Annotated in this window: 10 protein-coding genes; 8 read left to right on the forward strand and 2 right to left on the reverse strand. The window is 75.5% G+C overall.

What is annotated here, in order from left to right:
• The 6 genes from AB0E96_RS30885 to AB0E96_RS30910 form a co-directional block, all read left to right on the forward strand.
• On the forward strand, positions 1–383 hold a 383-nt coding region (locus tag AB0E96_RS30885), incomplete at its 5' end, for a beta-ketoacyl synthase N-terminal-like domain-containing protein (protein WP_359829075.1).
• 262 nt (positions 384–645) lie between these two features.
• Positions 646–2,262 carry a class I adenylate-forming enzyme family protein gene (locus AB0E96_RS30890; RefSeq protein WP_359829076.1) on the forward strand — a complete coding sequence of 539 codons (1,617 nt, stop codon included), beginning with the start codon at positions 646–648 and terminating at the stop codon, positions 2,260–2,262.
• Entirely contained in the window at positions 2,259–3,536 is a 1,278-nt protein-coding gene (locus AB0E96_RS30895) for a beta-ketoacyl-[acyl-carrier-protein] synthase family protein (RefSeq protein WP_359829077.1), read from the forward strand. The genes AB0E96_RS30890 and AB0E96_RS30895 overlap by 4 nt, the downstream gene beginning before the upstream one ends.
• Positions 3,537–3,699: 163 nt before the next feature.
• Positions 3,700–5,661: a 4-hydroxyphenylpyruvate dioxygenase gene (gene hppD, locus AB0E96_RS30900; RefSeq protein ID WP_359829078.1), complete on the forward strand. Its 1,962-nt coding sequence runs from the start codon at positions 3,700–3,702 to the stop codon at positions 5,659–5,661.
• 152 nt (positions 5,662–5,813) lie between these two features.
• The gene (locus tag AB0E96_RS30905; protein WP_359829084.1) at positions 5,814–6,890 is read left to right on the forward strand and encodes a thiamine pyrophosphate-dependent dehydrogenase E1 component subunit alpha; all 1,077 of its coding nucleotides are present in this window, start codon (positions 5,814–5,816) and stop codon (positions 6,888–6,890) included.
• On the forward strand, positions 6,887–7,855 hold the full coding sequence (locus AB0E96_RS30910; protein ID WP_359829079.1) for a transketolase C-terminal domain-containing protein: 969 nt from the start codon (positions 6,887–6,889) through the stop codon (positions 7,853–7,855). The genes AB0E96_RS30905 and AB0E96_RS30910 overlap by 4 nt, the downstream gene beginning before the upstream one ends.
• A gap of 68 nt (positions 7,856–7,923) precedes the next feature.
• Here AB0E96_RS30910 and AB0E96_RS30915 read toward each other — a convergent pair whose 3' ends face one another.
• Positions 7,924–9,273, reverse strand: a complete 1,350-nt coding sequence (locus AB0E96_RS30915) for an acyltransferase (RefSeq protein WP_359829080.1) — start codon at positions 9,271–9,273, stop codon at positions 7,924–7,926.
• 404 nt (positions 9,274–9,677) lie between these two features.
• Here AB0E96_RS30915 and AB0E96_RS30920 point away from each other — a divergent pair, with 404 nt between their 5' ends.
• Together AB0E96_RS30920 and AB0E96_RS30925 are read left to right on the forward strand one after the other, a co-directional pair.
• Positions 9,678–10,052 carry a DUF1304 domain-containing protein gene (locus AB0E96_RS30920; RefSeq protein WP_359829081.1) on the forward strand — a complete coding sequence of 125 codons (375 nt, stop codon included), beginning with the start codon at positions 9,678–9,680 and terminating at the stop codon, positions 10,050–10,052.
• Between the two features lie 82 nt (positions 10,053–10,134).
• Positions 10,135–10,632 carry a hypothetical protein gene (locus AB0E96_RS30925; protein WP_359829082.1) on the forward strand — a complete coding sequence of 166 codons (498 nt, stop codon included), beginning with the start codon at positions 10,135–10,137 and terminating at the stop codon, positions 10,630–10,632.
• A 73-nt stretch (positions 10,633–10,705) separates the two neighbouring features.
• Here the strand turns inward: AB0E96_RS30925 and AB0E96_RS30930 are convergent.
• Positions 10,706–11,854: streptophobe family protein (locus AB0E96_RS30930; RefSeq protein WP_359829083.1), on the reverse strand; the 1,149-nt coding region annotated here is incomplete at its 5' end.

Below are 11,854 nucleotides of genomic sequence, written 5' to 3' on the forward strand. Positions count from 1 at the left end.
ACCACGGCGAGCCGCCCGCGCCCGGACGGACCGCCCTGCTGCTCGCCAGCGCGAGCGGCGACCTCGACACCGCACGGGCGATCGAGCGCAGCGCCGAACCCGGACAGCGGACCGGCCCGCTGCTGTTCTTCCAGTCCAACCCCAACGCCGTCCTCGGGCACATCTCCGCGCGCTGGGGCCTGACCGGCCCGGTCGTGGCGATCTGCCCGGCCCGCTACGAGCCCGGCACCGTCCCGGCCGAGGCGTTCGAGCTCGCCGCCCTGCTGCTCGCGGACGGCGACGCCGACCTGGTGCTGGCCGTGGCCGTCGAGCAGGCGCCCGACGGGGACCGCGCGGCGGCCGTCCTGCTCGCCGGCCCGGCCGAGGGAACTCCGCCGGACTGAACCCGGCACCGCTCCCCGGCCGTAACAACCAACAGGGGCCCCGGCGCCTGACGCAGCCGCACCCGGCACACCAGCGCCCCGCCCGTCCCGCTCCCGGCACCGTCGCCGGAGCGGCCTCCACCTCCGCGGTCGCCGCGGCCCACCGCCACCTCACCGCCACCTCCGGCCGCCGCCCGTCGCCCCGCCGTCCGCGCGGCCGACCGCCCTGCCATCCGATCAGCCGCCCGGGCCGTCCACGGCCCCGAGGGAGGGATCCACCCCCGTGACCATCCGCAGCCTCCGCACCCAGCTCGCGGACGACCCCGACGTGGGCGCCGGCAACGTCCTGACCGCCCGGATCGCACTCGGGCTCGACCTGGACGTGCCGCTGCTGAGCTTCGACACCCCGGTGGACGGCCACCCCGCCTGGCAGCCGTTCACCCTGCGCGAGCTGGACCGCGCCGTCCGGGCCCGCGCCGCCGCGCTGCACGGCCTGGGCGTCACCCGGCGCGACCCGGTGGTGGTGTACGCGAGCGACGCCGCCGACCACGTGCTCTCCTTCCTCGCCCTGGCCCGGCTCGGCGCCGTCCCCGCCCTGCTCAACCCCAACCTGGACGGCGAGCGCGCCGCCCGCTACATCGCCCGCCTCGGCGCGGTCGGCGTCCTCGCGGACCCCGCCCACCTGGCCGAACTGGCCGGCCACGACACCGGCGTGCCGCTGCTGCCCGAGATCGCGGGCCTCGGCGCCGGCGACCCGGACGCCGCCCCGGAGCCCTACCGGCACTGGTCCGGCGACCCGGTCGCGATCACCCACTCCTCCGGCACCACCGGGATGCCCAAGGCCGTCGTCCACTCGCACGCGAGCCTGTACGCCGCGATCCGCCACCGGCTGCGGCTGCCCCGCCCCCAGGGCCAGGACCGGATGCTCAGCGCGCTGCCCGCCCCGCACGCCGCCACCCTGATCGCACTCAACCTCGCGCTCAGCTCGCACACCGAACTCGCCCTGCTCTCACGGCAGTCCGGCGACGGCATGCTGGAGGCCGTCGAGCGGTGGCGACCCTCCGGGGTGATCGGCTTCGCCGCCACCTGGGCCGACCTCGCCCGGCACGACCTGAACGCCCGCGACCTGGACTCCGTCGCGCTCTGGTGGAACACCGGCGACTGCGCCCACGAGGTGCACATCCGCCGACTGATCGCCACCGGCAGCCGGGAGACCGTCACCCGCAACGGCCGCACCCGGCTGCCCGGCTCGCAGTTCGTGGACGGCCTCGGCTCCACCGAGATGGGCCACTCCCACTTCTTCATCACCCACGGACCCGGCACCGATCGCTACGGCCGCTGCGTCGGCCGACCGCACGCCTTCGTCGACTGCGAGGTCGTCGGCCCGGACGGCGAACCGCTCGGACCCGGCGAGGTCGGTGAACTCGCCACCGCCTCACCGACCTTGGCGCTCGGCTACTGGAACGACTCGGCCACCACCTTCCGCACCCGGCTACGCGGCCGCTTCCTCACCGGGGACCTGATGTATCGGGACGAGGAGGGCTACTACTACCACGTGGACCGGGCCGTCGACTCGGTCGAACTCGACGGCGGCAAGCGGCTGTTCACCGCGATGTCGGAGGAGCGGGTGCTGGCCGCCTGCCCGGACGTGCTGGACTGCACGGTGGTCGCGGTCCGGGACGGCGAGCGGGTGGTCACCGACGTGCTGCTGGTCCTGGCCGCCGGCGCCGACGAGGCGGCGGACCGCACCGGGGCGGTGGTCGCCGCCCTGGACGAGGCCGCCGCCGCGACCGTCCGCAAGGTCCTGGTGGTCTCCCCCGACGACATCCCGCTCGGCCCGACCGGCAAGGTCCGCAAGGTCCTGCTGCGGGAGAGGCACCTCGCGGCGGTGGGCGCGTGAGGGAACGAGGACCGCACACGAACCCGCGCCCCGGTGCCGTCGTCACCGGCATCGGCCTGGTCTCCCCGCTCGGCCGCGCGCCCGCCGAAGTGTTCGAGGCGCTCACCGCCGGCCGCTCCGGACTGCGGGCCGTCCCCGAGGGCCACGCCGCGCACGGCTGGCTGCCCGCCGCCGGGATCGCCCCCGCCATCGACGGCCGGGAGGTGCTGCCGCCCACCGAGACCCGCTGCGTCGACCGCTTCGTACTGCTCGCCCTGGCCGCCGCCGACGACGCCCTCGCCGACGCGGGCCTGACGGTCGGCCGGGACGCCGACCCGCACCGCACCGCCGTGGTGCTGGCCACCGGCGGCGGCGGGCTGGAGACCTTCGAGCAGCAGTCGCACCGCCGGCTGGAGCGCGGCCGGCCCGGCGTCAGCCCGTACCTGCTGCCCGGCATGCTCTCCAACATGGCCGCCGCCCGGATCGCCATCAAGCACGGCATCCGGGGCTACAGCTCCGCCGTGGTGACGGCCTGCGCGGCCGGGGCCCAGGCGATCGCCGAGGGGCTGCGGCTGATCCGGGCCGGCGACGCCGACGTGGTGGTGTGCGGCGGCACCGAATCCTCGCTGCACCCGACGATCGCCGCCGCCTTCACCAACGCCCGCGCCCTGGCGCAGGGTTGGGACGATCCCGAGCAGGCCGGCCGGCCCTTCGACAGCCGCCGCAACGGCTTCGTGCTGGGTGAGGGAAGCGCCGTCCTCGTCCTGGAACGGGCCGAACACGCCGAGGCGCGCGGCGCCGCCGGGTACGCGGACGTCCTCGGCTGGGGCGCCTCCACCGACGCCCACCACCCCACCATGCCCCGCCCGGACGGCACCGGCGCCGCCGACGCGATGCGCGCCGCGCTCGCCAACGCGGGCCTGGCCCCGGGCGACATCGACTACGTCAACGCCCACGGCACCGGCACCAAGCTCGGCGACATCGCCGAGACCGCCGCGCTGCACGCCGTGTTCGGCCCGCAGCCGCCCGCCGTCAGCTCCACCAAGGGCGCCACCGGCCATCTCCTCGGCGCCGCGGGCGCGTTGGAGGCGGCGGTGACCGCCCTGACGGTGGCACGCGGGACACTGCCGCCGACGCTCAACCTCACCGACCCCGACCCGGCCTGCGACCTGGACCACGTCCGGGGCACCGCCCGCACCGCCCCGGTGCGCGCCGCGCTGAGCAACGCCTTCGCCTTCGGCGGCCACAACCTCAGCCTGGTCCTCGGCCCGGCCTCCACCCGGGCCGTCCGATAGCGCCGGTGCGAGAACCGCCGCCCGACGACCGCCGCCCGACCGCCACCCGACAACCGCCCGTCGCGCGCCGCCCGATACCCGCGCACCGCCACCCGCCGCGCACCGCCGCGCGGCGGGCGGCGCGCCGATCCTCGATCCACCATCCCTCCGGGGGGAGATCCCGTTGTCCATCCAGACCATCACCCACGTCGAGTTCCACTGCGCGGACGCCGACAAGACCGCGGCCGGGCTCTGCGCCGACTACGGCTTCACCGCCGACGCGCCGTCCACCGCCCCGGACGGCAGCCGCACCGTCGAACTGCGCCAGGGCACCATCCGGCTGCGGCTGACCTCCGCCGCCGACCCGGAGCACCCGGTGGCGGAGTACGTCACCCGGCACGGGGACGGCGTCGCCGTCCTCGCGCTCGGCTGCGCCGACCCGGCGGCCGCGCTGGAGCGGGCGGAACGGCACGGTGCCCGGGTGCTCGACCGGGCCGGCGCCCTGATCGAGGGCTTCGGGGACACCGCGCTGCGGCTGGTCCCACTGCCGGCCGCCGAACCCGCCGCGGAGCCCGCCACGGAGCCCCGGCTGCTGGACGGACTCGACCACGTCGCGATCTGCCTGCCGGCCGGAACGCTCGCCGGGGCCGTGCGGTTCTGCGAGGCGGCACTGGGCTTCCGCACGGTCTTCGAGGAGTACATCGAGGTCGGCGAGCAGGCGATGGACTCCACGGTGGTGCAGAGCGCGTCCGGCGGCGTCACCTTCACCCTGATCGAGCCCGACGCCACCCGCCGCCCCGGCCAGATCGACGAGTTCCTCGCCGCCCACGGCGGGGCCGGCGTCCAGCACCTGGCCTTCAGCACCCGCGACATCGCCGGGGCCGTCCGGACCGCCCGGGAGCGGGGCGTGGAGTTCCTGACCACCCCCGGCGCCTACTTCGACGCCCTGGCCGAACGCCTCGGCGGGACGGCCATCCCCGTCGCGACCCTGCGCGACCTGCACGTCCTGGTCGACCAGGACCACGGCGGCCAGCTGTTCCAGATCTTCGCCCGCTCCACGCACCCCCGGCGCACCTACTTCCTCGAACTGATCGAACGGCGCGGAGCGGGTACCTTCGGCACCGCGAACATCAAGGCCCTCTACGAGGCCGTCGAACGGCACGGGCCCACCGCGGGAACCCGGCCCGTCGCCGACCGGCCCGCCCCCGCACATCCGAAGGAGGCCCGCCCGATGGCCGCATCCCCCGAGTTCCGGCTCACCGAGGCCGAGCGCGCCCTGCTGCCCACCCCCGACGAGGTGGCGCACTACCGCGAGCACCGCTGGTACCTCTCCCGCAGGCTCTTCGGCGACGAGGAACTGGACACCCTCCAGGCCGCCACCGAGCTGTACTACGCCGGTCACCGCGACCGCGAGCTGCCCGTCCGGCCGCCCCGGCTGGCCTCCTGGCGCCCCGAGGACGGACCGGTCCAGCGGCACAACGACTACGTGCACTACGAGAGCGACGCGATCGCCGCGATCCTGCGCAAGCCGCTGGTCGGCGCGGTGGCCGCGCTGCTCGCCGGCACCGAGGAGATCCGGATCTTCCAGTCGACGCTGATCTACAAGCCCCCGGTGCCCGAGGAGCCCAGCAACCGGGTGCCGTGGCACTTCGACAAGCACTACTGGCAGACCTGCACCTCCGAGGAGATGCTCACCGCTTTCATCCCCTTCCACGACTGCCACGAGGAGAACGGCACCATCACCATGGTCGACGGCAGCCACCGCTGGCAGGAACTGCCCTCCGGGGAGGACTCCACCCGGCACTTCGCCGACCGCGACCGCTCCGAGCTGGAGGACATCCTGGCCGCCAACGCCGCCCACAACGGGCAGCGGGTGCACAAGGTCCCGATGCTGATCCCGCGCGGCCACGTCTCCTTCCACCACTGCCGCACCTACCACGGCAGCGGCCCCAACCTCGCCTCCCACCCGCGCCGGGCGGTCTCGCTGCACCTCCAGGACGGCGCCAACGAGTACCGCCGGCACGACCGGCCGGACGGCGAGCCGGTGGTGTACAACCACGACGTCCTGGTGCGCCGCACGGACGACGGGCGCCCGGACTACGCCGACCCGCGGTTCTGCCCGACCGTCTGGCGGGGCCGGCCGTGACCGCTCCCGCACACCCGGCCCCGGACGTTGCCGTGCACCCGGCCCCGATCGTTGCCGCGCGCCCGGCCGACGACGACGGCGCGCCACCGACGGGCCGCCCCGGCACCCGGGCCCGCCCCGCTCCGCTGGACACCCCCGCCGAGCGCTACCGGATGCTGCGGCTGATCCGCGGCTTCGAGGAGCTGGCGCTCGGCCTGGTGAAGTCCGGCGCGATCCCCGGCGGCATCCACCCGTACATCGGGCAGGAGGCCGTCGCGGTCGGGGTCTGCTCGGCGCTCGGGCCGCACGACCGGCTCGCCAGCACCCATCGCGGCCACGGCCACGTGCTCGCCCGGGGCACCGCGCCGCACCGGCTGCTCGCCGAGCTCCTGGGGCGGGTCGGCGGGTCGAACGGCGGCCGCGGCGGCTCCATGCACGCCGCCGACTTCTCGCTCGGCATCCTCGGCGCCAACGGCATGGTCGGCGCCGGCGCCCCGATCGCGGTCGGCGCCGCCTGGGCGGCCGCCTCCCCCGAACGGACGACAGCCGAACGGGCGGAAGCCGAACGGGCGGAATCCGGAGGGACGACAGCCGGACAGGCGGAAGCCGAACGGACGGCAGCCGGGCGGGCGAACGGCGACGGCCCCGCCGCCGGGCCGGCTCCGGTCGGCCGGACCCCGGTCGCGGTGGCCTTCTTCGGCGACGGCGCGCTCAACCAGGGCGTCCTGCTGGAGTCGCTCAACCTCGCCGCGATGTGGCGTCTGCCGGTGCTGTTCGTCTGCGAGGACAACGGCTACGCCACCACCCTGCCCGCCGCCGCCGCGGTGGCGGGCAGCGCCACCGGCCGGGCCGCCGCGTTCGGCATCCCCGCCGAGGAGGTGGACGGCATGGACACCGAGGCCGTCCGCACCGCCGCGCTGCGCGCCGTCGAGCGGGCCCGCACCGGTGGCGGCCCCGGCTTCCTGGTCTGCCGCACCTACCGCTACGAGGGCCACCACACCATGGAGCGCCGGATGAAGCTGCGCTACCGCTCCCCCGAGGAGGTCGGGGTCTGGCGCGAGCGCGACCCGCTCCCCCGGGCCGCCGCTCTGCTCGCCCCCGCGACGGTCGCCGAGCTGGACCGCTCGGTGGCCGAACAGCTGGCCTCCGCCGAGGAGTTCGCGCTCGCCTCGGAGCACCCGGACCCGGCGGGGGCACTGGACCACCTGTACGCCGACGGGCTGCGGCCGCGGGCGGGAGTGAGGCCGTGACCAGGCTCTCGTACACCAAGGCGCTCAACCGGGCGCTGGCCGACGAACTCGCCGCCGATCCCGCGGTCTGCGTCTTCGGCGAGGACATCGGCGCCGGGCTGGCCGGGCCTACCCTCGGCCTGCTGGACCGCTTCGGGCCGGGGCGGATCGTCGACACCCCGTTGTCCGAACAGGCCTTCACCTCGATGGCGATCGGCGCCGCGCTGGCCGGCCGGCGTCCGGTGCTGGAGTTCCAGATCCCGTCCCTGCTGTTCCTGGTCTTCGAGCAACTCGTCAACCAGGCCCACAAGTTCTCGCTGATGACCGGTGGCCAGACAGCCGTCCCGCTGACCTGCCTGGTGCCCGGCTCGGGCTCCCGGGACGGCTGGGCCGGACAGCACTCCGACCACCCGTACAGCCTGTTCGCGCACGCCGGCGTGAAGACCGTGGTGCCGGCCACGCCGACCGACGCCTACGGGCTGCTGCGCTCGGCGATCCGCGACCCGGACCCGGTCGTGGTGTTCGCGCCCGCCGCCGCGATGCCGGTGCGCGAGACGGTCACCTGGGAGCTCACGCCCGTCCCGCTCGGCCGGGCCCGGATCCACCGCCCCGGCAGCGACGTCACCGTGGTCGCCCTCGGGCACCTGGTGCACGACGCCCTGGCGGTGGCCGAGGAGCTGGCACCGGACCTCTCGGTGGAGGTCCTCGACCCGCGCACCGTGTACCCCTTCGACTGGCAGGCACTCGCGGAGTCACTGGAGCGCACCGGCCGCCTGGTCGTCGTGGACGACTCCAACCGCAGCTGCGGCTTGGGCGCCGAGGTGGTGGCCACCGCCGCCGAGGAGATGCGCCTGATCGCCCCGCCCCGCCGGATCACCCGCCCGGACGGCGCCGTGCTGCCCTTCGCGCCCGCCCTCGACCGGGCCGTCCAACCAGGCCGCGAGCAACTGCGGCACGCGCTGGACCTCGTGATGAAGCAGCGCTGACCGTCGGCGACGCGGGGTGCCCCGGAGGGAACTCCCCCGGCACCCCGCGTCGCCGCGCCCGGAGGTGCTCAGACCACCTTGGGCAGCATTCCGGCCGAGCCGGGCGGCCGGTCCTCCGCCCGCCGGAACCGGTGCAGCGCCGCCCGGCCCTCCGCCCCGCGCACCCGGGCGGCCAGCCTGGCCGGCAGCACCACGGTGGCCAGCCGGCCCTCGCCCCGGAACCCCTCGACCGCCCAACAGACCCAGGGGATCGGATAGTTGGCGGCCGGACTGAAGAGCACCGGGTGCTGCCCCTGGAAGCTGACCGCGTAGGCACCGAAGCCGCTCCAGTTGGAGAAGCTGAACCTGCGTGCCGCCGGATCGAAGCCCAGCGGCACGCAGTCGCGCAGGCGCGAGCGGCCGAGGGTGGCCAGGAACCAGAGATTGGCGCGGAGGTTGAGGTGCGCGGTCGGGAACTCCTCGACCGCGGTGCGCAGCGCGCCGGCCAGCACCGCCGGACCGTCCCCGGGCCGGTGCGGCAGATGGACCTCGCTCAGCAGGTTGCCCGTCAGCGCGGGCGACAGGCCCAGCCAGTGGCGCACGTTGACCGGCACGGTGAGCATCCGCTCCTCTCCGTCCCCGTCCAACTCCCTCAGGGTGCTGAGCAGGTGGGCGCAGAGCACGTCCCCGGAGGAGAGCCGCCGCCCGACCGCCGCCTCGAACTCCTCCCGCATCCGCGCCAGTTCGACGTCGGTGAAGGCGATCTGGACGATCCGGTTGGCGCGCGGCCCGGCCGCCACCTCGCGGGCGAGCAGTTCCGCCTCCTCCGCCGAGGGCAACCGGAAGCCGGGCCGGCCGCAGTCCTCGGCGGGGAGCACCTCGGCCAGCAACTCGTCCTGGTCGTCGACCAGTTCGGCCTCCGGAAGGGGCTCGCCCTCGACCGCCGCGGACCAGATCCGCAGCAGCAGCATGAAGCTGTTCAGGTCGCCGACCGCATGGTGCCAGGAGCAGCCGAGCACCGTGCCGCCGTCGGCCGTGCGGGTCACCCGGACGGTGAGCAGCGGGACGCCTCCGTCGCGGGCGGCGTGGGCGTCCAGCGGGGCGACCAGTTCGGAGCCGGGCGCCGTCGCCCGGCCCATCGCCTCGGCGAGCGCGCTCTCCACGGTGTAGAGCTCGAACGGCACGCCGGTGTCGTCGCAGACCGCCTCCAGGACGCCCTCGACGGTGCGCAGCCGGCCGGCGAAGACCGGGACCCGCTCCAGCGCGCGGGCCAGGCCGGCGGCGAGCCGCTCGTCGTCCAGCGGCTGTTCGAAGCAGAGCACGACCGAGACGGCGAGGTCGGCGAGCATGGTGTCCATCAGTCCGCAGCGCAGTACCCGGCCGGTGGCGTGCCCGGCCCGGACGGTTCGGGATCTTCGCAACTGCGGCCAGATGCTCATGGGTTCCGTTCCGAAGCACTCGACGACTTCCGGCGACACGCGATGCGTTCGCGGCGGCGCGCGGTGTGTTCACGGCGGCGCGCGATCCGCGGGCACGCCGAACGATAGTGGTGCGCGGAGGCAGTGGTCCAGTCCAATCCCGCACTCCGGAAGGGCTCTTCGCCCGCCGCGGCGGTGGGCGCGACGGTAGAATGCGCAGCGGGGGACAGCGCCCCGGCGCACCCTCCGTGCCGCCCTCGCGCCGCCCCCGTGCCGCCCCTTGTGCCCGCCGCCGCGCCACCCCTCGCGGCCTTCGCCGCCCTCACAGCGTTCGCCACACCGGCGCACCGACGCACCGGCCGCCACATTGGCGCAATGACGCACCGGCCGCCGCGCCGGCCACCGCCCGGAGGGAGCCGTTCACCATGAACGCCGTGAGCCAGGTCTTCGCCGTGGTCGCCGCGTCGATCCACCTGATCGTCTGGCCACTGGAGAGCTTCCTGTACGGGCACCCCCGGGTACGCCGTCTGCTGACCGGCAGCACGGCGGACGCCCCCGAGGTCCGGCTGTGGCGCGTCAACGTGGGCTTCTACAACCTGTTCCTGGCGCTCGGCCTGGTCACCGGCCTGGTCCTGCTGCACACCGGGCACCCGACGGCCGGGCGGGCCATGGTGCTCTACGTCGCCGCGTTCATGGTCGCGGGCGGGATCACCCTGTTCACCTCGGAACCGAAGCTGTGGCGCGGCGCACTCGGTCAGGCCCTCCCGGCGGCCGCCGTCCTCGCAGCCGAGGCCTTCTGACTCGCCGTCACCGGTTTCGCCGGCCTCCGGACGGGCTACGAAACGCCTACCCCGCGACGGTCGCGGAGGCTGGGGGGCAGCAGTGACCAGGATCCCGATCACCGACCGGTACGTCGTCAGCCTGGGCTGCCGGGTGAGCGTCGAACACGAGGCGGCCGTGACGAAGGTCAACTGGAGCGTGGCGCACCTGCCGCAGGGCGGATCTCCCCGGCCCACCGGCGGGAACCGGGAGATCGGCGTCATCTGCCCGCGCTGCGGACGTTCCTTCGCCGTCCGGATCGAGACCGCCGCCAGGGCGCGGACCAAACAGGTGGTCCAGCGGGCGCTGGGCTGGCTGCTGGTGCTCTCCCTGCTGGCCATCGTCCCGCTGCTGATCCAACTGGGCGGTCAGACCGTCGAGGAGGGCGACGAGCAGACCGTCGACCACATCGGACTGCTCTTCACCCTGGCCGCGGTGGGCGTGATCGTCGGCCCGTCGCTGCTGTTCAGCGCGGGCATCCACAGCGGCGTCGGGAAGCTGCGGCTACTCGGGGCCGACGGGCGGAAGAGCATGTGGGTGCGGGGCCACCGGCTGTTCTGAGCCGAGCGACGCCGGCCCCGGCCCGTGCCCGTCGTCCCGTTCTCGTCACCCCGTGCCCGTCGTCCCGTTCTCGTCACCCCGCGCCCGTCGACACCTCGCCCCGGTGCCGCACCCGGGTGGCGAGCAGCGCGCCCAGCGCGCCGGTCACCAGCCCCCAGCCCGCCGCGAGCGGCACCGCCGTCCAGAGCACCGGGCGCAGGGTGAGGCTGCCGCCGCCCGGCCCGGCCAGCGGGCTCTCGCTGCCGAGCACGGTGCCCAGCAGCCCGGCCAGGCCGCCCTGCCCGAGGCCGACGCCGAGCACGGAGAGCCCGTAGTCGGCGTCCACCCGGGTCCACAGCCCCACCAGCAGCACGGCGACGGCGGCGGATAGCGCGAACCGGACGGCGTGCTGCCGGAGCCGCACGCCGCGCGGTGAGCCGCGGGCCGCCAGGAACGCGGCCGCGAGCAGCAGGACGGCCGCCAGCGGCAGCAGCCACCAGACCCGCGCGTCCTGCTGTGCGAGGGCGCCGAGGTCGATGGTCGCCTGCCCGCCCCCGGGCGTGCGCAGCACGGCGCTGAGCGGCCCCGGGACGGGCAGGCCGAGCGTGCCGACCAGTTGCCCGTGCCACTCGGCGCCGAGCCCGACGCCGAAGGCCAGCCAGACCAGGTCGGGCAGCGCGAGCAGCAGCACGGCCAGGGTCTGCCGGGCGTTGCCGTGCGCGATCGCGGTCAGCACTCCGGCCACCGCACCGATCGCCAGGTACGCCAGCAGGACCAGCCAGAGCGCGAACGCCGCTGGTCGGACCGCGAGCTGGTAGCGCATCAGGGCGGGCGGGAGCGGGGCCCGCCGGGACACCGCGAAGGTGGCCGCGAGCACCACCAGCAGCCAGGCCAGCCCGATGCCGACGGTGGTCGGGCCGTCCGCCCGGAAGCCGACCTCCGGGGTCAGCCCGAGCGCACCGCCGATCGACTGCGCCAGGTCGTCGCCGAGCGGGACGACGAAGCTGTGCCGCGCACCGAGGGTGAGCAGCACCAGGGCCAGCACCCAGAGCAGTGCCGTCCGGCCGATCCGCCCGAGCAGTTCGCCGCCGCCCGCGACCGCGCGGAAGCGCAGCTGCCGCAGGAAGACCTCGGCCATCGCGACCGCGCCCACGGCGCCGGCATCGACGCGAGTGGTGTCCCCCGCGCCCTCGTCGGCGCCGTGGTCCATCTGACGATGATGAGCCTGTTCGCGGCAGGCGTG

Source organism: Kitasatospora sp. NPDC036755 (assembly GCF_040636595.1).
In the GTDB taxonomy this organism is placed as follows: domain Bacteria; phylum Actinomycetota; class Actinomycetes; order Streptomycetales; family Streptomycetaceae; genus Kitasatospora.

Bases quoted from the DNA above. Each gene is read 5' to 3' on its own strand.
- AB0E96_RS30905 (WP_359829084.1), top strand. From the start codon at position 5,814: ATGCTGCGGCTGATCCGCGGCTTCGAGGAGCTGGCGCTCGGCCTGGTG.
- AB0E96_RS30915 (WP_359829080.1), bottom strand. From the start codon at position 9,273: ATGAGCATCTGGCCGCAGTTGCGAAGATCCCGAACCGTCCGGGCCGGG.
- AB0E96_RS30920 (WP_359829081.1), top strand. From the start codon at position 9,678: ATGAACGCCGTGAGCCAGGTCTTCGCCGTGGTCGCCGCGTCGATCCAC.